Raw genomic sequence first — 25,439 nt, 5'->3', positions numbered from 1 at the left:
TTTCCTAAACTTATTTTAATTTGTTTGACGTCTCTTCCTATATAAAGGAAGAGACGTATGTGTTGGTTGTTATTATTCAGCGGCACAACGACTGCGTGTACAAAGTGACATTAATGCTCTTACGTCGCCTGTATTTACAACACCGTCTTTATTAAAGTCATTTTTAATATCAAGTGTTTCGCTACCCCTTACTAAAAGCGTAAATGCGGTAAGGTCGTTGCGGTCAACATCTCCATCTTTATCAAAATCACCTAATAAACTTGAGCTAGATATTAAGTTAAGTGAAATAACAACGGGATCATGGTCTGATGCTCTATAAGCGTCGCTTCCATAATAAGTGTTTAATTGATTAGCTGATTTAAACTCGGTGTTGTAGTCAAAAGATACGGGTTCATCAGCATTAATATGCCAAACCGTAGTTTCAACTACTTGACTCGTTAATGACGTTGATGCAAGTGCATGATCTAAATAACCTAATTCACCACCAAAGCTATAAGAATAAGCGTTATGACCTAATGATTTTTCAACTAAATTTTGATAACCATTAGTTTCAATTGCCGTAATAGGATCTTCTTTAGCGTAGGCGTTCAAGTCACCCATAATTAATACATCAGTATCTGTTGTGCCAGTAGGTAATGTGGCTAACCATGCTGTTAAAGTATTAGCGGCTTGTGTACGTAAACCATTCCAACAACCTTGTCCGTCATTTATATCGGCGTTGTTACCTGATGCACTTCCACAGCTACCTTTAGATTTAAAATGATTAACCGCTATTGTAATACCTTCATTAGTGGCTATTTCTTTAAAAGTTTGTACTAAAGGTTGGCGATTACCAAAATCGAATGGTACTTGAGTAGTTGTTACTGCATTACCTTCTAGCGCAACACTTGCTGGCTTATAAATTAAACCCACAGTTATCGCATCTGAACCTAAAGTTGAGGTATTAGGATTAACAAAGCGATATGTATCAGCACCCATTTGTACGTTTAGTTTATTCACTAAATCACTAATAGCACTAGTCGTGTTGTAACCATCGTTTTCAATTTCCATTAGGCCAACAATATCAGCGTTTATTGCAACCAGTGCAGAAACGATTTTGTCACTTTGGCGAGAAAACTCTTCAGCGGTATGTGCGCCTCGTGCAGTTGGAAAACCACCGCCTAAACCATCTCCATTAAAGTAATTTAATACGTTAAAGCTAGCAATTTTTAACGAACCTTCATTAGAAAATTGTGGCTCGTTAGTACGACTGTTTGTTGATATAAACTGTGGTTCGTTAGTCGGTAACACTCGATAATTACCAAAACTAAAATCAATAACACCCGTTAAGTTACTCACTGAATCGCCTAAACGAACCGTATTTATATAACTTAGATTAGGGGCTGGAAATGGTACAAGTTCAGGGTTTTGTTGATTGTTTTTATCGTCTAACAAAATAGTATTTCGGCTATTTTGTTCTGTTAATGCAATAGCTTGAGGACTATTTGGCGCATAAACATTGGTTGCTTTAAGTAAACGACCATTAGATAAAGATAACTCACCAAACCGAGTTAAACTAAAAGAATCAGTGACTTGTAGGTTATGCGTTACATTAATAAGCATACCTTCAACGTTTTCCCAATCAGATAAATTATCAACAGGTAAACTGATATCTTGTGGAGCAATAACCTCTCCTACACCACAATCAACATAGGTGGTAGAAGCTGTTAATTGAGTTCTAGCAAATGACTCTCCAACAACGCCTTGTACTCTTACTTTATGACCAATAGTTGGCATACCAACCGTAGTTGATAAATTTTCGTCCAAAACAAAAATCCCTTCAGAGGTTTCAACAGAAGCGTCTTGATCGGCTAGTTCTTCTTGTACAAAGTAACCGTTAAGAGACGCTACTGTTGATGTAACAACACCTTCGATTGTTTTTGTTTCACCTATCACTAAAGATTCAGGGCCAAAACCTTGAATAGTATTAATGTAATCAGCCGTATCGTTACATGCACCAATAGGTAATGTAGGCTCTGTTGGTGTATCTGGATCTGTTGGTGCACTCGCGGTTGCATTATGAGCACCTAAAAAACTAAAGGTATTACTCGGTTCTTCATCCCATTCAGTTGTAACATCAAATGCATCATTTCTGTTTGAATCGCCTTGGGTAATTGAAACTTTTCTTATCAGAGTTTTATTAGTACCCCAACTTTGTTTAACGCCGTAAAAACCTACAGAGTCAATGATCGTATCACCCTTGGTTAATTCGATGTAATCATCACCATTAAAATTAGCAGCACTAGTAAACACATCAATTTTACTAACAATATCACCCGTGGCTTGGCTATTACCTAACACCAAAACGTTATTCGATAATAATTGACCTGATAAACTTAAGGTACTTGTGGGTGTTAAGCTACCGTTTGAATAAAGCTTAAATTCATAACCTGTTAAATCGATAGTAGCTAATGTTGGGTTATATATTTCAACTGCTTTATTAAAACTACTCCCTTCTACATATTCAGAAATAAACAAGTCTGCTCCGCCTGGTGCTGTCGTTGAGTCTGTTGGTTCTGGATCAGTAGGTTCAGTAACTTCCGGATCTGTTGGCGTTGGTTCTGTTTGTTGTTGGCCCGTGCAGCTTTGTGTATAAATTAGTGAAATCCACTCTGGGTGATCAATAAATGGGTTACGGTTTCCTTGAAATTCATAAATTCTGTTATTACGTTTTTGTTCAAACTCATCTACAGGATCGTTTTCATTCCAGCTTAACAGTGCACATAACTTACCTAGTTTTGCTTCACTGGTGCTTGTTAAACGGTTTACAACTTCTAAATCAGGTGTTGATGAATCATTGCCCTCATAACGTGTATCCATATAAAAAATAATACGGGCAACATCACCTTTTACTGCATCACGTGGTTCAAACGAATCGCTATCGACTCTATTCGCAGGAGATTCAGCTAATGGGCTATCACTGTAGTCAAAATCTAAATTACCGCGAGATGAGTTAACCGAAATATCAGTAGGACGTAAATGATGTATATCGGTATAAGCACTTGCACTGCTGCTAGGAAAACCATGACTTTTAGCCCAAACATGTTCACGGTTCCAGTTATCCTGATTGCTAGATTGAGTACCGCTACCATTTGAAGACTTGGCTAATGAAAGGCCTCGGTAAAATAAAATAACATTGTTGTTATTTAAAGGGTCTTCATCGGTTTGTGTTAAAGCAGTCCAAACTTCAGAGTAAGTTAATTGCTTATGATTTTCAGAAATAGTATTGCTAATGCTTTCTTTAATTATTGATTGGCTTTGAGCAGAATTTACGGCATCAAATACTTGTGCGTAGTAGTCGTTGTCATTAAAGTTAGCAGCATTGGCGATTTTAGTTAAGTCAGGACAATTAAAACATGCCTCTGTAATGGTATCTGTTTCAGGTGTTTCTCCACCTTCTCCAGTGTCACCTCCATTATCACCTGAAGTACCTCCAGCAGTAACAAGCACGTCATCAAGTCTTAAATATTCAGAACCTGCACCGTTTTGCATAGCAACTTTAATCACTAAAGTTGAACCTTCAGCAATGTCTGCTTCAATTATTGTTGATGTAAAATCATCAATTAAAGTGTGTTCAGTACTACCTAAACCTTGCCAATTTGGCACTTGAACAAATGCACCACCATCAACTGAATAGAATAAATCAAAAAAATCATCTGCTTCATGAGTGCCCTGTTCTGCAGCTAAAAGAGATAATTTAATGTCTGATTTATTTGAAATATCTATAGATTCAGAGATCCATTCCACAACACCATCAACATCTCTGGCTTCCATTACAGCATTTGTGACTTTAAACCAATCTGAAGAAGCCGTTAACGAAGCATTGCTGACATCAATAGACCAACGATCTACGTTTGCCATATCAATTGTTGAATTAACTGCGCCTTTATTATTCAGTTCAGAATCATTGAAGTTTTCACTCCATAAGTCTTCTGCATAAGCAGATGTACTTATTAATAAAGCTGAGGATATACACAAAGCCAATTGGCTTTTGGTATACATAAATCGAGCTGATCTTGGTACTAATGAATCGACTTTAACCGTCTTTTTCTTGAACATTGAACACTCCAGATGATAACTAAATTAAAAGAAAATATAGGCATTAATACAAACACCTTATTGAATATAATAATGACGTTGAATTGTTACATTAGTGTTATTGATATATTACATAATGTAAAACCTGACTAATCAGTCTACTTTATAACGCCGTGTAATATATATGTCACATGAATAATTTTCACGTACTAACCAAATAGACAGAAAATGTATATATGTAATAAATGTATATACCCGTAACCATTCAATATGTAGGTTTCATTGGAACTAAAAAAATTTAGGCACGGGTTTTACGCTCCAAACAAAATCTAAGGTCTACATCCATGTAGGAACCTGACTAAAGTTAATAACGAAGCATAAATTGTTTTTAGACCCATAGAAGAAGCGCTCTGAAACACGCATCTTGATCGGTAACGGTTATAGTTATTTGAGAAAGTGTTAATTTGTAAAGGAATAAAATTGAAAGAAGCAGACGAGAAAAAGCCAGCTAAATATAGCTGGCTTTACATTAGAGCGTGTGACTAAAAAATAAGATTGTAATAACGCAGTTACGAAAACGCTTTTAAATGATTCAACACGCGTTTGCTTGATATAGGATACGGTGTTTTAAGATTTTGTGCGTATAACGACACTTTTAACTCTTCAAGCATCCAAGTAACATCAGACAGCTCTTTTGATAAAGGCTGCCCTTTCTTCTGTTTACTTAATACGGTTTGATAAGCAGTGTTGGCTTTTTCTATTTCGATCATTTTTAAACGATCTTGGTTTGGATCAATAGGCAGTTTCTCTAAACGCCTGATAATTGCTTGTAAGTATCGGTTTATATCATCTAACTTGTCGTGACCAGATTCAGTGACAAACCCTTTAAATACAAGCGATTCTAAATGCTGTTTAATATCACCATGTGATTGAATAATGTTTAAACTCACATTACCTTTTAGCTTTTTACGTATGTCGTGTGCGGTGCTTAACGCTTTTTCTACTTTTATGGCGCTGTTTAGTACGCAATCAGCAATTTCTGCACGTATGTAATCTTTCGCTTTGGTAAATTCTTTTTCGCTACGTGGTAAAGGGCCATGAGTCAGCAATAAATGCTGGCACGCTGCTACAATACAGTCTTGCAATAAATCGGTTATTGAACCAAATGGATTAAAATACAAACCCAGCTTTGCTTTGTTCGGTAGTTTTTCTTGCAGATATTTAATAGGCGACGGTATGTTTAATAAAATTAATCGGCTGGCGCCTTTTAACATGGCTTGTTCAGCAATTTCTTCTTGTTCAAACAATTCAATAGCGACACTTTTGTTTTTATCGACTAAAGCAGGAAAGGCTTTTATCGTGATATTAGCGACTTTTTTCTCGTAACCTGTAGGTAGATCTTTAAAGTCCCATGTTTCAATATCGGTTCTTTCAATTCCTTTATCTGCCACTTGCTTGATAGAAGCTTTAACTTTGCCTTGTAGTTCAGCTTTTAATAAATCGAGATCGCGGCCTTGTTTAACTAGTTTTCCTCTTTCGTTCAACACTTTAAAATTCATGGTTAAGTGAACAGGTAACTCGATACTGTCCCACGAGTTTTCAGGTAATCTAACGCCAGTCATTCTGAGTAACTGTTTTTCAAGCACTTCAACTAAAGGTTTGTCGGTATCTGTCATAGCAGTTACACAAGCTTCAGCGTAATTAGGCGCCGGTACAAAGTTTCTACGTAATGATTTAGGTAAACCCTTTATTAACGCTACAACTAAGTCAAAACGAAGTGCAGGTATTAACCAGTCAAATCCTTCTTCATGAACTTGATTAAGAATACCTATAGGAATAATCACGCTAATACCATCGTCAATATCGCCCGGTGTAAAATGGTATTGTAGCGGTAAAGTTAGATTGCCTTGTTGCCAAGTGTCTGGGTATTCCGTTTTTGATAACTCTTCAGAGCTTTCATTTAATAAAAAGGCTTTAGTAAAATGCAGTAGCTTGCCATTTTTATGTTTTTCTTTTTTCCACCATGATAAGAAACTACGTTGGCAGTTAACATGTTCGGGAATTTTTGATGAGTAAAAATCAACGAGTTGTTGCTCATCAATTAAAAAATCTTTACGTCGAGCTTTTTTCTCTAACGTTTCAATCTCATTAATAAGGGCTTTATTGTCTTTAAAGAAGTTTTCTTGAATGGTACATTCGCCATTAACTAATGCTTCCCTAATAAAAATTTCTCTACAGGTATCAGGTTCTATTTTATTAAAATTAACTTTGCGATTTGCTACCAATATTAAACCGTAAAGTGATACTTGTTCAGATGCCATAACAGCGCCTTGTTTTTTCTCCCAATGAGGTTCGCTATAACTCTTTTTAACTAAATGTTCAGCTAAAGGTTCAATCCACTGCGCATCAATTTTACCTACCATACGAGCAAACAAGCGGCTGGTTTCTACAAGCTCTGCGCCCATGATCCATTTAGGTGATTTTTTAGCAACACCAGACCCCGGAAATATATAGAATTTGCTACCACGAGCTCCTTTATATTCTCGATTTTCATCTAATTGCCCAATATGACTCAATAGCCCAGACAGTATGGCTTGATGGATGATTTCTTGATTTTTTTCTTCTTCAAAATCGATACGCGTTACCTGAATTTTCAGGTCTCTAAACGTCGACTTTAATTGTGAGAAAATATCTTGCCATTCTCTAACACGCATATATGCAATAAAGTCTTTTTGGCACATGCGTCTGAACTGATTACTGCTTAATTCTTTTTGCTGATCGGTTATATAATTCCATAAATTAAGTAAGCTAATAAAGTCAGATTGTGGATCTTTAAAACGGTTATGTTTTTCGTCAGCCGCTTGTTGTTTTTCGTGTGGGCGTTCACGTGGGTCTTGAATACTTAACGCACTTACTATGATTAATATCTGTTCAATACAACCTAAGTCGATTGACGTTAAAATCATTTTTGATAATCGGGGATCAATAGAAAACTTTGAAAGCAAGCGCCCTATTTTAGTTAAAACAACTTTCGATTGAGACTGTTGCTTGTTACCACCATTACTTTGATAAGATATAGCAGCAAGTTCTTCTAGTAATTTTACGCCATCATTAATATTTCGACCATCAGGTGGTTGTACAAATGGAAAGTCAGAAATGCTGCCTAAATCTAGCGCGAGCATTTGTAAAATAACCGTAGCTAAGTTTGTTCTAACAATTTCAGGATCAGTAAATTCAGGTCTACCTAAAAAGTCGTCTTCTGAGTATAAACGAATACAAACACCCGCAGATACTCGGCCACAACGACCAGAACGTTGATTAGCACTGGCTTGTGAAATAGCTTCAATCGGTAAACGCTGTACTTTTGTGCGATAACTATAACGAGAAATCCGTGCAGTTCCTGGATCTATTACATATTTAATACCCGGAACCGTTAAGCTGGTTTCAGCAACGTTTGTCGCTAAAACAATATTTCGACCACTATGAGGTTGAAATATTTTGTTTTGTTCTTGTACCGTTAAACGTGAATACAAAGGTAATATATTGGTAAAGCGTAAGTTTGCTTTTTCTAACGCACTTGCTGTGTCTCTAATTTCACGTTCGCCGTTTAAAAATATAAGAATGTCGCCGTTACTTATATCACTTAATTCATCTACCGCATTTAAAATGCCTGATATAACATCTAGATCGTCTCGTTGCGTATTGCCTTCATCATCGTTTGCACTTGGTTCGTTTAAAGGGCGATAAAGAATATCAACAGGAAAGGTTCTGCCCGATACTTCTATAATAGGTGCGTCGTTAAAGTGTTTTGAAAAACGTTGAGGATCAATGGTTGCCGAGGTAATAATAACTTTTAAATCAGGACGTTTCGGTAGTATTTGTTTAACATACCCTAAAATAAAGTCTATGTTTAAACTACGTTCATGAGCTTCATCAATAATTAAAGTATCGTATTGGCGCAATAAACGATCTGTTTGCATTTCAGCTAATAAAATACCGTCTGTCATTAACTTTACATGACTGTGTTCGTCAACCATGTCGTTAAAACGAACTTTATAACCTACCGATGTACCTAATTTTGTATTTAGCTCTTCTGCAATACGTGTTGCAACTGTTCGTGCGGCAATACGTCTCGGCTGTGTATGACCAATAATACCGTCGATACCGCGACCTAGTGCTAAACATATTTTGGGAATTTGTGTTGTTTTACCTGAACCTGTTTCACCAGCAATGATGGTAACTTGATTGTTTTTAATGGTTTCTGAAATGTGATCTACGTTTTGAGATACGGGTAAAGATTCGTTATAGGTAACTTGAGGAAGTTTGTTTATTTTAGCCTGTTTATTCAGTAAAGATTTTTCAATTAATTTAGCCACTTGTAATAAGGCATTATTTTTTTTATCACCATCGTTTAGCTTTTTAGCATTAAGTAACCTGTTTTTTAAACGTGCTCTATCAGCTCCTTTTGTTTTAGGTAATAAATTAAAAAGTGATTGAATTTCGGGGATGGGATTTGAACTTACTTCTAACGACACAACAGGCTCTAATACATAGTTACATTGCAACTATAATATCAGTTTCTGCCCAAAATGGCAGTAAGTTCATTTTATTTGTTTAAGTCTTACTTATTAATTAAGCAGTTGATTTATGGCTTAATTTATCAGCAGTTTCACCTGAACGTATATGTTTATCAATAGCCCGTAAAACATCGTTACGGCAAATCGTACCAAGTAAATTACCGTCATCGTCTACAACGGGGTAAACCTTAGGCTTATTTAACAGCATAGTTTGACCTAACTCTATAATACTGTCGTATGGTTTAACCGTTAATACGTCTTTTCGCATCATTTCAGACACGTAAGCAAAATGTTTATTGTGATAAATACTATCTAACATTTTAGACAGCACATCATTTTCAGATAAAAAACCGACTAACTGATTATTAGTATCAATAACAGGACCACCAATTTGTTTCGTTTTCAAAAATCTTAACGAAGCTTCTTGCACAACCATGTCAGGTGAAAAAGTTACAGGATAATGATTCATATAATGTTGAACTTGTAATGATTCCATACCACTTGCCCTTTGTTGTTTTTATTGGTTATATCCCCCTTCCCACTGAAACATGCATCTTGAATAGTTACGGGGATATTCTATAACTGTAGACCTTAACGTGTAAAAATACTCAATTTTATTCATTATTTTATCAACGACAGTAAAGCAGAAGCTTCTAATTCACTAGTTTGTTTGTTTAATTGCTTAACAGCTCCTTTAAAAATGCTTTTCAAGTGTCCTTTTAAATGCGGTAAAACATCACTTTTGTTAATATCTTTTAACTGGCAAAACATAGCTAAACAATAAACCGTTTCTAATTCAGTTAATGTTGATTGCCTATTAGCTTGTCGATTATTACAAGATCCACACCCACCTTTAAACTGAAAGGCGGTATTAGAAAATATAACGCCAAACCCCATAAAACAGGCAACTAAATCAATAGATTGTGGAATGTAGTCTTTGCCGCCTGGTGGCAATTGTGGCGAATGATACACAAGGAGTGATGCCAATATTTGCGCAAATGAAGACACTAAGTCTTGTGGTTGATTAACCTGTGCTGGGTTATAGCTAATTTCGATTAGGTTTTGATTAGCTATATTTTCACGGCTAATACTTTCACCGCCATAACTAACCTCAACCAAATCCCCATTATCATAAGTGTTTGCATTGGCAATAGAGATGTTAGCTGAAATACCACGTAATAAGCGACTTGTTGACAATTTAGGTATCTCATTAGTAGACGCTTTATGAGGTTCTACTAACACCAGTGGCCAGTTTTCCATACCTGCGTATTTAACTGTTTGGCTAAACACTTGTTGCGCCATTTCATGAACGCTAGACACCCTACCGGGATAAAATTTATTTGTAGGTAGAATAAGTTGGCTATCATTTTTTAAAAAATCACCATTAAGATGAGTTATTGCCCACGCATAAGTATCTGCAATCCAGTTATGTACGCTGTCTTCTATAATAGGTTTTGTTTTAAATAAATCTAAAATCATATATGTATTTTATTCTCGTAAAAGCGAAGAAGTTTAGTTAGCTGATTTCGCCTGTTGTAAAGCCCAATCCCAACCTTGAGTATTAAATAGTGCTACGGTTGAAAGTGAATGATGATGGCTACCGCTAGACTCCTTTGTAGAATAAGACAGGTAAATTAAGGTTTTGTGTTCAGCATCATAAATTCTACGTACCTTAAGGCTTTTAAATAAAATACTTTTTGACTGCTTAAAAACAATTTCGCCGTTTTTAGAGCGATCTATCTTATTTAACTGTGCCTCGGTAATTTCACCTGTTTGACGACAAGCAATAGACATATCAGACGGATCGCTAAAGTCTAAATCCGCTTCAACATGGCTTATATGGCAAGTAACACCGGTAATAATAGGATCTTGTTTAGCTTCTATCACAACATCTTTTGTTGTAAACAAACCTAAGCTCACCTTGCCGACATTGTCTGAACAACTTGATAATAATCCGATAGTTAATAATAACGGGATAAATGATGTGGTGAAAAAAGATGAAAATGTAGCGTTTTTCATAATATAGCATCCTTAAATTGCGTTTGCTAAAGATGATAAACTATAACAAGGTATGGCGTTAGTTGAACTTAATAAAAATTTTTAGATAACAGTTAAATCAATTATTCGTGATTAAATACAACACAATTACGACCATTTGATTTAGCCTGATAAAGTGCTTCATCGGCACGCTTTAGCCATGTATCTTCTGTTGTATTAGGTACCCAAAAAGCGGCACCAAAAGATACTGTAATTTCTTTACCATCGGGCGTTTTTAATTGCGCTTTAATCGCTTTTCTTAAGTTATTAATAAAAATATCTTGATTGCCATTCACTTCAGGAATAAGTAATACAAACTCCTCGCCCCCAAAACGATAAAGTCGGTCAGACTTACGTATATTTGATTGAATAATAGAAACAAATTCTTTAAGTACCTGATCACCTACAGCATGCCCATATTTATCATTTACTTTCTTGAAATAATCTAGGTCTAACATAACTAATAATTGTTTTGCCCCATTTCTATTTGAAAAAGACAAAGCAGATTCCAAATCAAAATTCATCGCTCGACGATTAAAAGCTCCTGTTAACGTATCAACAGAATTTAGCATTTCTAACGAACTAAATTGTTTTTCGCTGTGTTTGGCTGAAACATAGATACTCATAGATAACATTGAGGTTGCTATAATATAAGAATCTAGAGAAATAGTCGTAAATACATCAGATAAAAAGATCAACGACATTGACGATAGAAGATTAAGACAAAAAGCTTCAAGAGGCTTAATGAAAATAAAAGTGCTGGCTAATACAGGGTAAATCCATAAAAAGCTATTAATGCCATTGGTAACAATAATAGTGACAGCACCACCATTAATAAATAGAGCAATAACGATGCTTACTGACCGAATATTTTTTGAGTAATTTGCATAGGAAACTAAAGAAATAATACCTATCACTAACATCAAATCAATAAACGCTGCAGGATTATTACCTTCATAAAAGCGAATACAAACAAATGGAAAAATACCAATAACAGCAACAACTCCAAGTAAGAACAATATAGAAAGTTGATATTTTTGTTGCAATTGATTGATCATAGCGCTCTCAAAATGAAATAAACAATTGTGCCAGCATGTTAATAAAAAATTACTTATGAAAAATGTAATAGTACAGATTATATAGAGTTTAACTCAAAAAAATTGTCTACTACGTAAATTTTTACAATAAATAACTATGCCACTACAGTATAGCAGTGCTGTGTTAGCTGAATTTGTTATTTTCAATAAAGAGCGATAAATGTTTTCCGATAAGTCATTATCAACTACTGTAAGTTACTTGGTTAGTTAATGATCTCTGTTTCATCTAACAAAACTTTACCGTCTTCCAGTACTTCAATCGTGCCTATTTTTGTTGATAAGGTAACACTTTTAGCTCCTTTAACTTTTACATGACCATTGTTGTCGGTTATGTGGGCTGCTGGAGTATCTTTAGGTTTAGAAAGCTGTGCGATTACAATCCAACCTTGAAGGGTATGTTGAACTAAAATAGAATCGCCAACGCTCGCCCGAGTAATATGTTTTGCTTGAGCGATCACTTTTTGATGAGTATTTCGGGCTATTAGTTTAATTTCACTGATGCGAGATTGTGTATCAATAGAAGCAACTTCGGCGATTTCGGGCTGAATATTTAATTGCTTTTTTTTAGGATGGATAGAAGAGATTGAAGCCGTCATGCTAATGTCCTTATTCTTCGATTGATCATGCTGTACTATTTTTAGAACAGCATTTCCTTGAATATTTAAATTCTTAACAATAACTGCTTATGAGATGAAAATAATTATTGATAAGGCGTATATTACCATTTTAAATACTATGGGTCTGTAGGTTATCACTACATTATAGAAGATAAATAATCTTTCATGCTTTTAAATTTAAGGTCTACTTGTATTATTTTTCAGGCTTGTATCGATAGTGACCTGTTATTTTATATTTAAACAACATATCTTCTTGTTTAGGCCCTAAACCTATATTATGAACAATGAGCGGATTTCCCGTTTCTATAGAATGATTACCTACCACCAAACCAATATGTGGTAAATTATTAGCTAGCATCCATGTCACAATATCACCCGGTAAATAATCGTTTTTATTAAGTGTTACAGGTAATGATTGCCCATTACGGCTAAAATAAACTTGTAAATTAGGCACCCTACGATGATCTATATTTTTGTCTGTTTTATTTAAACCCCATATACGTTTTGATGGATAAGAGAGAAAGTGATTACTCATATCTTGATGAACTAGTTGCTGTAAATCTATATTCATAGCTCTATACGTTCGAATAATAACATCGGTACAAACACCTATGTTTTTTGGTACGTCGCCATTTGGATAATCAATAGAATAATAAGAACCATCGTAACTCACTTGATGTGATGTTCTTTCTATAGCCGCATCAACAAGAAGCTGTTCAAATGTTTCAGCCGACGCACAGCCCAAATTAATACAGAATAAATATAATAATTTTCTTAATATAAACATAGTTATACCCTAATAAACTTGGTGAAAATTTTATTGAGTAAGCAAATCATTAGGATCTAGATAAAAAGCTTTCTTCCAGCCTTGATTGCTTCCATCTATCTTCCAAAGATACGGAAGTAACGTAATGATAGAATAATGTAAATGAGGTGGCTTTCCCTTAGCATTTCCAGTATCACCAACACTGCCAATAGCCTCACCTGAATTAACAAGCTGCATAGGTTTTGCTATTATACTATCTAAATGCGCATAGTAATGAATACGCCATTTAGGCGCTAAAATAATAATAACTTTACCTCCTAAACTTAAATTTCCTGTGTATAAAACTATGCCATGGCTAGCAGAGAGTAATGAAGCTCCTTTATCAGCAAAAATATCGATACCTTTATGAACGCCAGATTTCCCCCAAGGTTCATACCAAAAAGTATCTTTATGCCAATCAAGTTTATTGGCTCCAGCCACAGGAATAATTAACTGTTCAGGTATTAAAAGTATAAATAAAAAAACAAATGCAACTATCGCTATTAAAACTTTTTTCTTAACCTGCTTCATAAGCTATACCATTTTGAATTCAAAGAATAAGACTATAGTGATAAAGAAATTATTAGATAGATAGTGAATAAGTTGCAGCCTATACGTATTAATACTTTAGGCGTTTTCACATGCTTGTCTCCCATTACTATATTTATCCATTCATTTAAAAACTGAACAACCATAGAATTAATTTATAGAGTACGCTAGCCATAACGCCTCCAACTAGAAAAAATCCATAAATAAACCAAGCTGAGCCCGCTGAGGGGTCGGATTTTTTGTCGTATTCAGTGATAATAGTTCCAACGCGAATAAACCAGAACACATTAAAAACTAAACTCGAAATATAGTACTCACTAAATAAAGCTAAAATGCCTGGAAAAACAGATAACACAAAAAAAAGATTACTTGAATATTCATTATCATTTGATGAACGTATTTCATATAACTTAACCAACAATACGCTAACCATTGCACCTAAATAAATAAGTGAAGGAGCTAAGTTTTCAAGCAAGGTTGTTTTCGAGCGGGCCTCTATCGGCATTGTTATATCTTCAGGTATGTCACTGAAAGCACTTTCGGCGATATGTGGCACGGCTGGTGTTTCCCGTAAACTTGTTAAATAGTCCCAGAACAAAACGCCACCATAACCAATACTAAAAATACAAAACCATACAATGAGAAAGTAATATAACTCTTTTAACGGTAGGCTATATCGGGCTTTTTTCTCGTATAGTTTTGCTAATAATCCACCTAAAGCGCTCACACTGCACAATAATAAGAGTGCATACCAAAAGGTATCAAGATAGAAGTAAATAAAACACGGAGCTATTACTAAAAATGACAGCTCAAATTCTAAGTCACTTTGACTCTTTTCTTTGGTACTGAACATCACTTTATAAATGACAAAAGGCTGAAGACAAAGCAGTAATATACACAAGGTGATGAGTGACATAATTCAATCTTTTTATCGGTAATATCTGAATATATTGGTTAAGCAGGATTTATGTAGAAATCAAACCTGTAAATATAGAAAACAAAAATAAGCGTTACTCTTGTTTAAACGCATTTAGCTTTTGAAAGTAGCGGTTTAATTTAATTAATCCAGACTCAAGTTCAAATTTAACAACTTTTAAGTCTTTAAATTTGATGGCATTATTGAAATGAGTGCATATCATGGCCGCCATTCCCTCAAGACCTTCAGGCGCTGTATCGATTAATTCAACTAATAACGGAGAAACCGTTTCCCAATGTTCATGAATGATACTAGGCGTTTCGTGGATTGTAGCCATGATTTGGATAAGTGTTAAACGGTGGTTTTGTTGCATAAATAAAATCCTTTTTTAATAATGTGTTCTTTAATAAGTAAAACGCTGCTTTGTTGTATAAATATATCAGTTGATACAACATAAAAATAAGACTTAATCATTGATATTTAAATTTACGTCTGCTTCTGCTAACTGTTTTTTTAAAATAAGATTTTTAGTCTTAATATCATCGTGACCTTCTAGGTATTTTTTATGTTCTGCCGATTTTTCAATATTACCCAATTCTTCATATATTGATAAAAGTTCTTTGTGAACACGGTATAATCTCGTTTTTTCTTGTTGAGTATTATCATTTAAATATTGGTTAAAAAGGCTTATAGATTTTTCTAAGTCCCTTGAAACAAAACGGCCATAGCTATAATTCCATGCTAGAGCAAATATAGGATCCAGTTCACCACTTTCAGTACGCCTATTTAGCTCAGATATATACCGACTACCGTCACCAGTATGCAAGCCTATATATTCAAGCGCTTGCCAATACCCTATTTCATATGCTTTTTCACACCATGCCTCTAATTGGTCGGGTGCATATAGCAAGCTTTTTTGGCATTGCTTCATAATTGAGTCTCCAGATAACTTGGAGTCATTGATGTCGAGATCCGCCCACAAACCCTTTGCATATGAATTAGCAGACAAAATAAATAGGACGAATATTATTCTTTTATAATTTCTAATCACATTAATCCCCCACCAAGTTTAAACTGCTCTACAAACATTTCATAGCGTATGTGTTTATGCGTTTCGCCTTTATAGGTAGCATGAACTTCAACAGAGTAAACGCTTTTTTATTATGACTCACTTATAGTAAGTAAAATAATTCCATTATAAATCAGTTGATGGAATTGGATTTATTGTTTTCTAGAGCTAATTCCTCTTGAGCCATTTTCATTAATCGAGTTGCATTTTCTCTATTAAAAGCCAACTTGCTATTAATAATAACATACTGCGCATGTCGACTAACCGCTTGCCAGTTTTTCTTGACGGCAAACAGTTTAGCTAATTCTTCATGGGCAGAAGTAACCTGTGATTCAAGCAACTTTGTATCTAATACCAAAAACTCTTCATGGAGCGCTATAGCATAATTAATGTCCTGCTTGACAAACATGCCTGTTTCATAAAGCCAAGCAAGCGTAGCATATGCGTTAGGTTCTTTCGCATTAACTCTCTTTGTTGCCTCCTGAACGAGCCGTGATCCATTACCAGAATGTAAGCTGAGAGGGACTAACGCATTCCAATACCCCATGTTTATGGCTTTATTACACCACTGTTCGAGCTCATCAGGCGCATTAATTAAGCTTTTATGACACTGTTGTGCAACAACGTTAACGGTTAAATCAGGATTATTAATATCAATTGAATCATCCCACCTAGGATTTCCTGCCTTGATAAAAAAAGAGGTTACAATAAAAAAAAATAAAAATATTCTTACCATAGTAAGGCTCCTTCTGAAGATACTCTTTTTTCAGGTATATGAACCGTAAAAGACGGAAGCGCTGAAGTAATAAATGATCCCTTACGGTAAAAATAAACGTCTTTTAGTGGTTTTTTCTCATCCGATTGTCCCTCACAAATCCCCATATCAGAACATCTAATCCCACCAACATACTCAACAAGGCTAATATTATTGATCCCTATATTTTGCATAAGTGTATCTATTCCAACATGCTTTTTTCCTGCACTAAAAGCATGGTACCTATGCATAAATGCAACAATACGAGGTTTTTGGTTCAATTTTAGATGGGTACTTAAGATATTTGCCCACATTAAATTTCTTTGCATGTGAGAGTCGGCACAAAGCCCTTTATCAGCTTCTTGCCAATCACAACGATTCTCAATGAGGTCCATCATTTCAATCGACATATCTAATGGGATTATTTTCATGCCTAGAGAATTAGCTGCTTTTACTAACTCACCATAGCTAGTAGTTGCTGCACTGTTCCTATTCCAATGCTCTTCAAAATGCCGTTTAATAATATCAAAGCCTTGTCCTGTGCGTTGATAATATTCAATATTATCTTTTATTCTTTGAGGAAGCATTTCCATTGCGAAATGTGTAAATCCAGCCGATTTCAGCTGTTTAAGTGCACGTATGGCTTCATATTTGTAAGATGCTGGGTTATGGCTAGATTCTGCAATAATAACCAAACGAGCATTACCTGCCATGGTTTTATAGTTTACATCCGTGTTTATTTTATTCATTGTATTTCCTTTACTTATAGTTAGTTAAACCTTTGATTAAAAATCAAATGATCACTGGCACCACTCAGCGGTAGAGTCAGTATTTTCAAGTTTGGTTTTATTTTCCGTTAACCATGAATCAATAGCTGATGAGTATTTGAACTCAGACCCCGTACCAGGCCAATAATAAGTGCCTTTGTCATCTGTACAGAGTGCTACAAATACAGGAGCAGAATTAAACAAAACATCTTCTTCATGCTCTACAAACATTTCATAGCGTATGTGTTTATGCGTTTCACCTTTATAAGTAGCAAGAACTTCAGCAGTGTAAACGTGTTTTTCTGAGCTATCACCTTCATGTAAAATTTCAATGTTGGTAATTTTCACTTTGGCGAGATAATGTACATTTCCAATCGTTTGTTTCAAGCCTCTTAATGTTAAAGGCATAGCGCTTTTAGCTATACATGAATAAGTAAAGCCCAATAAAACAATGTAAATAATCAATATCTTTTTCATTAAGCTTTATAAGTAGTTACCATCGACACTTTGCTCAATTGCATAATGCAAAGCAGCGTGATTTATTCAGACCGTTTACATACAAGTGGTGAAAAATCAGTATTCTCAATGTTAATTGAGCAATTCATCGTAACCACATTCTGGCTAAGCAACGATAGTTCTAATTCAAATGTAAACGTTTGAGCGTCAATTTTTAAATTGTATATATCTAAAAAGCTAAGTTTTTTAAAATCATGTGTGATTTTTAACGCATCATCATATACAGCACAGATGTTTTTTCTTTTAATAAGAGCGTTACTACCTGCTGTTAAAAGCTCTAAACGAAAGCACGGATATTCACTTTCAGGGTGAAACTTGATCCATCGAAATAGATTGTCATTGACTCTCTCAACGTTCATTTCTATCGCATTGAGACTAACAAAGTTTTGTTCTTCACTGCTTTGAGATTCAGAACAAAAGAAAATAAAAAGACAATATATGCTAATAATAAGTAGTTTCATTTTTCACCTATGAATTAATATATTTAGTACGAGCTTGTCTTCTAGCAGCGGGTACATTAGCCCAATTTGCCTCTTTTTTTATTTCATCTTTAAATAAAGCAAGATCATTATCCGCAACATGCTTTTGTAAAAATTTACGACTCGTTGGGTGATAATCCCCTCTAAATCTAAGATCTATCAGTACATTCTTTATTTTTACATGTAAAGTTGACCAATCGGTTTTTCCATAGGTTTTAGTGGTAATACTTTTATTACAAATCTTTATTACATCGGCTTCCATTTCTTTGTATATAATTTCAAATAACTTTAATTGCGCTTTAGCGGAAATTTCGTAATCAAGTAAATCATTTTCAATAACAAATAGCTCAGCATTTTTCCCTATTTTTCCCGCAGCAAGCGATATAACATTGGCAACTTCACAAGAAATTCCTGCCTGAATTAAGTGGGTACTTATTTTGCTCGCTGTTTTTTCTCGCATATCGTAGCCCCTGCCAATGGTTAGCCCTGAGCGTTCAGACGGTACATGAAAACATCGGCTATGGTAGCGTCCTCCTTCAGTTCCTTCTGCATCCCATGTTAAAACACCACAGCTAGGTTTAGTAATTGATACTGTTGTATAAGAGTTTTTTAAAAAATCAACGAGCTTTCTAAAAGTTCCACCATTAGCTGTAACAACGCCATCAGGCTTTGCCATTTTAAGCACATTTTTTTGGAAGTCATTGATCATACCTATATAGTCACCATCTACCTTGTGACTCAAAGTAGACAATGGGCATACATTACGCGCATAGGTATTTAACAAAGCGGTTATCAGTTTTACATCAGCTGATTTATTGGCTGAATTTAAACCAACATTAGCTCCCATTTGTAAAGTAAGCATAAAATCCCTTTTTTAATATTGACTGCTCTTTAATCTAAATATTCTAATAGGAAAAATTTAGATTGGTTTTTAATCATTTATTTTTTACTTGATGTGAGTTTATATTTTTATTAAATCCATTGGCGCCATGGAATGTTCAGCTAGTGCATTAGCTGGAGTTTTTAATATGTTGGTAATAACGAAACCTCAAAGCACCAACAAAATCAAGTTAGCTGACCCCTTGATAATATTGTTTCTTCCGTGAAAAATAGAGTAGCAATTATTGTTTGGTTTTAGCTAGAGGAACACATTAAACCAAACGTTATCTACATTGCAATATATTAACTTTCTGTATTTATAATATTTTTATATTGAATTGTCTTTTTCAAAAGCAGTAATAAATATTATTAGATGACTATTTCCTAGTAGATATAATCACTTCTTTTAACTCTTGTGCTTTTAAATAAAAAACATGAAACTCTTTAACCTTTCGAACCCAATTATAATCAATGACACGTTCTCCATAATGAGCACCTGCTAACTGTCCATAAATAGCACCCGTGGTGTCAGCATCCTCACCTAAATTAACCGCTAACAAAGCCCCTTCTTCAAAACTATCACTATGATAAAATGCCCATAAAACAGCTTCTAAACTGTGCATAACATAACCACTTGCTCTAATGTCCTTAGCGCTTTTTGTTTTATATGCGGCTGATGTCAGTAATTCAACAAGTGATGAACATAACGGCTCTTTATCCCAATATCCATCAATAGGGCTATAAATACCATTTAAAAGCGCTTCCTTTTTAACTCCGTGTAGTGCTCCCCATATTAGCCCACTGAAATATCGGCAAGCGTCTACCGCTTCTGTAGCTCCATGTGTGGTAATTGAACTTTGTCCTGCAAAATAAACCGCATCTTGAAAGCTATCATAATAACGAATTGGTATAGGTGCCAATCGCATTAACGAACCATTGCCCGCTGACATAGGTGCAGTATCTCCAGCAATCGGGTCGCCTGTTTGTTGGTAACGCTCTAATGCTGATATCACCGTATTTCCAATATCAAAACACTTCCCATTAACACTGAACACACCATCTTTCCACCACTTGCAATATAAATCCATTTGGTCTTTTAAATTGCATTCTTTTGTACGAACTAAACTATGCGCTAAGCAATACAACATACTGGTATCGTCTGTCCATTCTCCTACTTTTAAGTTAAATGGACCGCCTCCAACTATCTCAGTGATTGGCTCAAAGGTTCCGGGTTCTTTAAATTCTAGTGTAGTTCCTAGAGCATCCCCTAATGCACAACCTAATAAAGCACCACGAAAACGATTAATGTCATCATCACAATCTACTTGTATGCGTTGATAGTATTCTTTGCATTGTTCATCACTTGGTTGAGGTATAGCAATGCGATAAACACAATATGAAGACATCCACTGAGTTTTATGGGGCTCTCTAGAGCCACTTAATTTATTTGTCATAAAAGGAAAGCGCAAATCATTGGGGATTTGTAATTCTCTTTTTCTCATTTGAAGTATTAAAGGATGCACAATTTTATCATTACTCATATTAACTCTATATTTCTTCAAGGATGATTTCATTAATGCCATCAGAGTTTTTCTCACGTGCTAAGACTCTAAAACGACTATTTGATTTAAATAAAACTTCTTCTTCTCTCGGAACAACCGATACATTATTTGCAATATTAACACCTGACTTAGAAATTATTATTGTTTTTGTATTACCATCAAAAGGTTTATCTAAATTACTTGATGAACTTTTAAAGCCTTTTTCATAATGTATACCGCCAATAGGAAACAGTTCTTCTAATAGCTCATCACTAAAATCATCACCTCGAATTACTTGTCCTTCAAACCTTAGTTCAGGATTTTCCGCTAGTTTAATTAATGCTTGGTCTGCATCTGCAACTACTTCCCCCCACTTTTCCTTATCTTCTGGTGAATAGCCTCTAAGACCATTATTAATGGGTTTGTAAAGATCTGTAGTATATACCGCTAATGACAGAAACTCATCACGTGTTAGTACATCCATATCTGGATCTAAATGATAGTTCATCAATACATGGTTTTTGAACTCATCTCCTTCTTTAAAAATTAAACTGGTAATTTTATCAAGTTCAGAGTCGATTAATTCATCTACAGATAACTCTTTAGAGACAGAACCTAAATTAATTAATGATTCAGCAGTTCCTGCATCAATACTTTCAATCATCTCATCTGCGGTATAACCTGAATCTTCTAACTGTGTTATCGCTATTAATTTAGCTTCTAGCTCAGCAGGAATATTACCATTGTCTTTTATTGCCTTAGCAACTTTAGCTTGCCCCTCTTTACACAATAACCCAAACGGATCCACCCAATTCACTGGATTTGGCGCATATTGATAATGGTTGATACCACCCACCAACCCTATAGGGTCTTGATGGATAAAGCGTTGTTGCTTAGGGCAATAATAACGAAAGCGATTATAATGCAGTTTTGATTCTTCATCAAAATACTGTCCTTGAAATCGTAACGGGTTACTAATTAAGTTTACTGTAACTTTCGTATCTGATTGATTATCAGTAACTTGTAGATCAAAGCGATCTTCTTGCTGATAACCAAAAGCATCGCTTTCATTTCGCCATACCTGCTGCGCTTCACTATCGGTTAAACACAGTGGCGTACTTAGTTGGTCTAGGTGGTAGTAATAAATCTCGTTGTTTTTAGCGCTACTTACATTTTTAATTAACGCTATCGGCTCAAAGGTGTTTGGTTGGTATATGTACCAAGTAAACTGTCCTTTGAAGTGTTCACCTATTACTTGATTTTCGTCCCAAATAAAGTCGATACGACCTTGCTCAGTTATTTTAGCACTGCGTCTGCCAAGTGCATCGTATTCGTAATGGGTGAGTTGCCCGTTAATGTTGATGCTTTTGAGTTGATTGAGTCCATTAAAGCTGCGTTGCTGATGTTCACCTTTGGCTAAACTCGTCAGTTGGTTTCCACTGCCATCATATCGATAATCGGTCCCTAAAAAGCTAAGTAGTCTGTCGTTCTCTACTTTTATTTCATTATTAGCATAGGCTTTAGGTTCTTGTGCTGAAAAATTAGGTCTAACAACGTTTTCTGCGTTAACTGCTTGAGCGGTGGCTTGGTTATCAACATTATCTTCTTTTACGTTAAGAGGGTTACCAAAGGCATCCCATTGATATTGCTCTTGGCTAAGGTTAGTCGTTGCTTGCGCGTCAGGTGTTTGTGCTACTGGCTCTGAAGTAATCGTGGTGTTAAGTAGTTGGCTTATACGGTTATAAGTAAACGCTTTTTTCTGAAGCTTGGTAGCCTTTTCATCAGTATTTCCAGTATTTCCACTTACACTACAAACGTTAAGTAATTGATGTTTTTTTTCGTATTGATAAGTACGTAACTCACTAAAGTTTTTTTGTTCTGATTGCCATTTTTGTTCAGCAAGTCTTGAAAACACATCAAATTGTTGTGTGAGCTCAATACCGTTACCTAAGGTTTGTTGTATCACTAAACCCGCCGCATTGTACTGACGAGTCATTAACGACTGTATGCTCTTGTTATTTTGGTCACTTTGTTGATAGGTAATACCACTGAGTTGCCCTTGCTCGGTATAGCTATAGTGCAATGTAGTGTTATCAGGTAATTTAACTGATTGACGTTGGCCTTTATCATTGTATGTGTAGTCAAGTTGCCAAGCGCCTTGCTGGCTTGTGCTAATTTGACCATTTTGATGATATTGCTTCGTAACAGTGCGTTCGCTATTATGAGCTCGTGTTATTCGGCTTAACTTGTCGTATTGATAAAAGTTATGGGTATTGCTTAACTCAGCATTGCTAACTGACCTATTGCCAATATTACGTCCAGCACTGGTTTGCTCGATAATACGACCTAAGCTATCGCGTTTAAGGCGAATAAACCGTTCACCGTTATCCGCAACAGAAATAAGCTTATCGTTAGCATCGTATGTATAAACTTGTTCTCGCCCGTCAAAACCAATAAGTTTTATGGGTTGCTCAGTTGCGCTGTATTCAAGCTGATAAGTCGCACCGTCACTTCGCTCTATCGCGGAGAGGTTTCTTTCTTTGTCGTATTGGTATGTTAACCAACTACCATCACTAAAGGTTTTTTGGCTAGGTTGTGCTAAACCTTCATATTGATAGGTGGTTTGCTCTACTTGTTCGGATAATTGCTCTGTTGCCTCTTCGCTTGTAAATTCAACAAGCTGTTGGCTGATGAGTCGCCCTGCGATGTCGTAATGAAAACGTTGGGTGTGTTTTTTGTTCGGCTCTGCTTGGCTATAATGTATCTGCTCTATAATTTTGCCTTGACGGTTACGGGTAAACTGAGTCACTAAACCTTGCGAGTCGATAGATGCGATTAATTGCCCTAAAGGGTTGTAACTAAAGCGCGTTAAGTTATCGCCTTCTTGCTGTGCGAGAAGCTCACCACTGTTGCTCCAATGATATTGAGTAACAACACCTGATACATCGATTTTTTTACGTATTAATCCAGATAGCGTGTATTCATAGCTTCGGCTTCTTCCATCAGGCATAACTTCTGAAATCAACCGTCCGGTTCCATCAAAGTTACGTTTAGTTTCTTGCCCTAACGGATTAATTGTTAATATGCGTTTACCTAAAACGTTATATTTATAGTGGGTTTCTCCCCCATTAGCATCTATAACTAAACTAAGTTGCCCTTGCTGATTATAACGAAATTGGGTGATATGACCTAAGTTATCGATAGACGCTATTTTACGTCCTACACTATCGTATTTCATGCGTGATGTATGACCGTTAGCGTCAGTGAAATCCGTTAAAAGCCCTTGTTCGTTGTGTACAAAGGTTTCAGTATTTCCGTGACTGTCGGTACTTGTACTAACGTTACCACGTTCGTCTTTAAAAAAATTGAATCGGTATTGGTAAGTATCGTTATCGCCCCATTGTTTTATACATTGGGCGTTTTCATCTGTGCCTTGCCATTCAAAGTGATGACTAAAACCAGAAGCGCGTGTACGTTTTTTTAATAAATATCCTGGCTGAGGTTTAGAGTTTTCTTTAGGCTCTTCTGAATTTAAATCAACCAGTTGTTTATGATAAGTATATCTTTCTACATTACCTGAACTGTTAGTAGCGGCAATTAGCGCTTGATTGTCGTCATATTGATAGCTTGTAAGCAAGTTATCAAGTAACTGCTTTTTACCTTGTTCGTTTATAATAAATGCCGCAATACGAACTATATTATTATCGATATTGTATTGAAGTTTTATGCCTCGTTTAGGACCTGCCGATAATTCACTAAGACGTTGTTTATCATCATAACTTAACTGTATGTACTGCCCTTGTTGATTACTAATACTTTCAAGTAACCAGTGTTTTTCTGGCTGTTCTTTGTTCTTTTTATTAGAAGCGGCTTGATGAGTTACTGGCTTTTGGGGAATGGTAAAAGTCCAATGACTATCATCACCTTTGATTAAAGTTTGTGATCCATCTACTTGATGAACTAGCGCTAACCCCGATGAAACTTGATAGCTTGTTTGTCCCGGTTTTACTTGCTCAAATATATGAACTCGCCCTTCTTCATCAATTAGTTCTAGCCAATATTTCCCTAGTTTTTTAGGGCCAACTTTAGGCGGAGCCTGATATTTTTCTACCAGTTGCATACTAAAGTTATGTCGCCAACCAAACCCTAAGCCTGTGTTTTGTTTGATCTTGCTAGAACGATATAAACGTCGCCAAACTAAAGGCATTAAACCATTCAATTCAAAATCTACTAAAGGAAGTATTTCTTCCCCACTTAACATTGAAATAGGATCTGAACGACACTCTTGTTGCGCTATAGGCACTTCACTCGGAGTATTGTTACTTGCTGAGCCAGTTTCACTTGTATTAGCTGTTTTTTTACCTTGATTACTTTGAGTAACACTAGGTTTTTTAGCTTTACTCGTTGCTGTTGCACTTGACGCTGAAGGACTTGCGGTTTCAGTTGAATAATAAAGTGAGGTTTTATCTTTTTCAGTATAAACACTCAGCCTATTTTGATTTATCGCTTCAACTAATTTACTTGCTACGGGTCTTGCTGCTTGGCTTACCGAAATACCAACCATAGACAATAAACCAAAGGCATAACCTAAAGCATTAACGTCTTTAGCTAAATGAGGTGATATTTCTTTAACAAGCTCTGCACCATGTGAGTTGTTTTCAGTTGGAGCAAGCAAAAAACCAGCTGGAGCTGCGCTGCTTCTTGGGAGAATAATTACGTGACGATTGTTACCACGAAATTGGAATTGATTAACATCCAT

General features: G+C 35.6%; 19 protein-coding genes. All 19 read right to left on the bottom strand.

Annotated elements, in window-relative coordinates; all coding sequences use genetic code 11:
- Positions 1–72 precede the first annotated feature (72 nt).
- Complete coding sequence (locus tag AC0L5Q_RS02820) at positions 73–4,098, bottom strand: ExeM/NucH family extracellular endonuclease (protein ID WP_473614201.1); 4,026 nt, start codon at positions 4,096–4,098, stop codon at positions 73–75.
- Between the two features lie 548 nt (positions 4,099–4,646).
- Entirely contained in the window at positions 4,647–8,585 is a 3,939-nt protein-coding gene (gene hrpA / locus AC0L5Q_RS02815) for an ATP-dependent RNA helicase HrpA (protein WP_473618249.1), read from the bottom strand.
- A 124-nt stretch (positions 8,586–8,709) separates the two neighbouring features.
- Complete coding sequence (locus AC0L5Q_RS02810) at positions 8,710–9,150, bottom strand: CBS domain-containing protein (RefSeq protein ID WP_473614200.1); 441 nt, start codon at positions 9,148–9,150, stop codon at positions 8,710–8,712.
- A 125-nt stretch (positions 9,151–9,275) separates the two neighbouring features.
- Complete coding sequence (locus AC0L5Q_RS02805; RefSeq protein ID WP_473614199.1) at positions 9,276–10,133, bottom strand: hypothetical protein; 858 nt, start codon at positions 10,131–10,133, stop codon at positions 9,276–9,278.
- A 33-nt stretch (positions 10,134–10,166) separates the two neighbouring features.
- Positions 10,167–10,673: a CreA family protein gene (locus AC0L5Q_RS02800; protein WP_473614198.1), complete on the bottom strand. Its 507-nt coding sequence runs from the start codon at positions 10,671–10,673 to the stop codon at positions 10,167–10,169.
- A 101-nt stretch (positions 10,674–10,774) separates the two neighbouring features.
- Positions 10,775–11,749: a GGDEF domain-containing protein gene (locus tag AC0L5Q_RS02795; protein ID WP_473614197.1), complete on the bottom strand. Its 975-nt coding sequence runs from the start codon at positions 11,747–11,749 to the stop codon at positions 10,775–10,777.
- A gap of 242 nt (positions 11,750–11,991) precedes the next feature.
- Positions 11,992–12,384: a hypothetical protein gene (locus AC0L5Q_RS02790; RefSeq protein WP_473614196.1), complete on the bottom strand. Its 393-nt coding sequence runs from the start codon at positions 12,382–12,384 to the stop codon at positions 11,992–11,994.
- A gap of 214 nt (positions 12,385–12,598) precedes the next feature.
- On the bottom strand, positions 12,599–13,192 hold the full coding sequence (locus AC0L5Q_RS02785) for a DUF1287 domain-containing protein (protein ID WP_473614195.1): 594 nt from the start codon (positions 13,190–13,192) through the stop codon (positions 12,599–12,601).
- A gap of 30 nt (positions 13,193–13,222) precedes the next feature.
- Positions 13,223–13,741, bottom strand: a complete 519-nt coding sequence (locus tag AC0L5Q_RS02780) for a M23 family metallopeptidase (protein ID WP_473614194.1) — start codon at positions 13,739–13,741, stop codon at positions 13,223–13,225.
- A gap of 145 nt (positions 13,742–13,886) precedes the next feature.
- Positions 13,887–14,675 (bottom strand): hypothetical protein, encoded by a 789-nt coding sequence (locus AC0L5Q_RS02775; RefSeq protein ID WP_473614193.1) that lies wholly within the window; start codon positions 14,673–14,675, stop codon positions 13,887–13,889.
- Positions 14,676–14,769: 94 nt separating this feature from the next.
- Positions 14,770–15,048, bottom strand: coding sequence for a hypothetical protein (locus tag AC0L5Q_RS02770; RefSeq protein ID WP_473614192.1), 279 nt, complete (start codon positions 15,046–15,048; stop codon positions 14,770–14,772).
- A gap of 93 nt (positions 15,049–15,141) precedes the next feature.
- On the bottom strand, positions 15,142–15,606 hold the full coding sequence (locus AC0L5Q_RS02765) for a hypothetical protein (protein ID WP_473614191.1): 465 nt from the start codon (positions 15,604–15,606) through the stop codon (positions 15,142–15,144).
- A 271-nt stretch (positions 15,607–15,877) separates the two neighbouring features.
- Positions 15,878–16,480, bottom strand: coding sequence for a hypothetical protein (locus tag AC0L5Q_RS02760; RefSeq protein WP_473614190.1), 603 nt, complete (start codon positions 16,478–16,480; stop codon positions 15,878–15,880).
- A complete protein-coding gene (locus AC0L5Q_RS02755) occupies positions 16,474–17,247 on the bottom strand; it encodes a TraB/GumN family protein (protein ID WP_473614189.1) in 774 nt (257 codons plus the stop codon). Before AC0L5Q_RS02755 ends, AC0L5Q_RS02760 begins: the two co-directional genes overlap by 7 nt.
- 51 nt (positions 17,248–17,298) lie before the next feature.
- The gene (locus AC0L5Q_RS02750) at positions 17,299–17,742 is read right to left on the bottom strand and encodes a hypothetical protein (protein WP_473614188.1); all 444 of its coding nucleotides are present in this window, start codon (positions 17,740–17,742) and stop codon (positions 17,299–17,301) included.
- A 62-nt stretch (positions 17,743–17,804) separates the two neighbouring features.
- Positions 17,805–18,242 (bottom strand): hypothetical protein, encoded by a 438-nt coding sequence (locus tag AC0L5Q_RS02745; protein WP_473614187.1) that lies wholly within the window; start codon positions 18,240–18,242, stop codon positions 17,805–17,807.
- Positions 18,243–18,249: 7 nt separating this feature from the next.
- Positions 18,250–19,122: a hypothetical protein gene (locus tag AC0L5Q_RS02740; protein WP_473614186.1), complete on the bottom strand. Its 873-nt coding sequence runs from the start codon at positions 19,120–19,122 to the stop codon at positions 18,250–18,252.
- A 394-nt stretch (positions 19,123–19,516) separates the two neighbouring features.
- On the bottom strand, positions 19,517–20,680 hold the full coding sequence (locus AC0L5Q_RS02735) for an ADP-ribosylglycohydrolase family protein (protein WP_473614185.1): 1,164 nt from the start codon (positions 20,678–20,680) through the stop codon (positions 19,517–19,519).
- A 7-nt stretch (positions 20,681–20,687) separates the two neighbouring features.
- Positions 20,688–25,439 carry an RHS repeat-associated core domain-containing protein gene (locus tag AC0L5Q_RS02730; protein ID WP_473614184.1) on the bottom strand — a complete coding sequence of 1,584 codons (4,752 nt, stop codon included), beginning with the start codon at positions 25,437–25,439 and terminating at the stop codon, positions 20,688–20,690.

The organism is Pseudocolwellia sp. G5-9, assembly GCF_055808995.1.
This window is presented reverse-complemented; position numbering and strand designations above follow the sequence as displayed.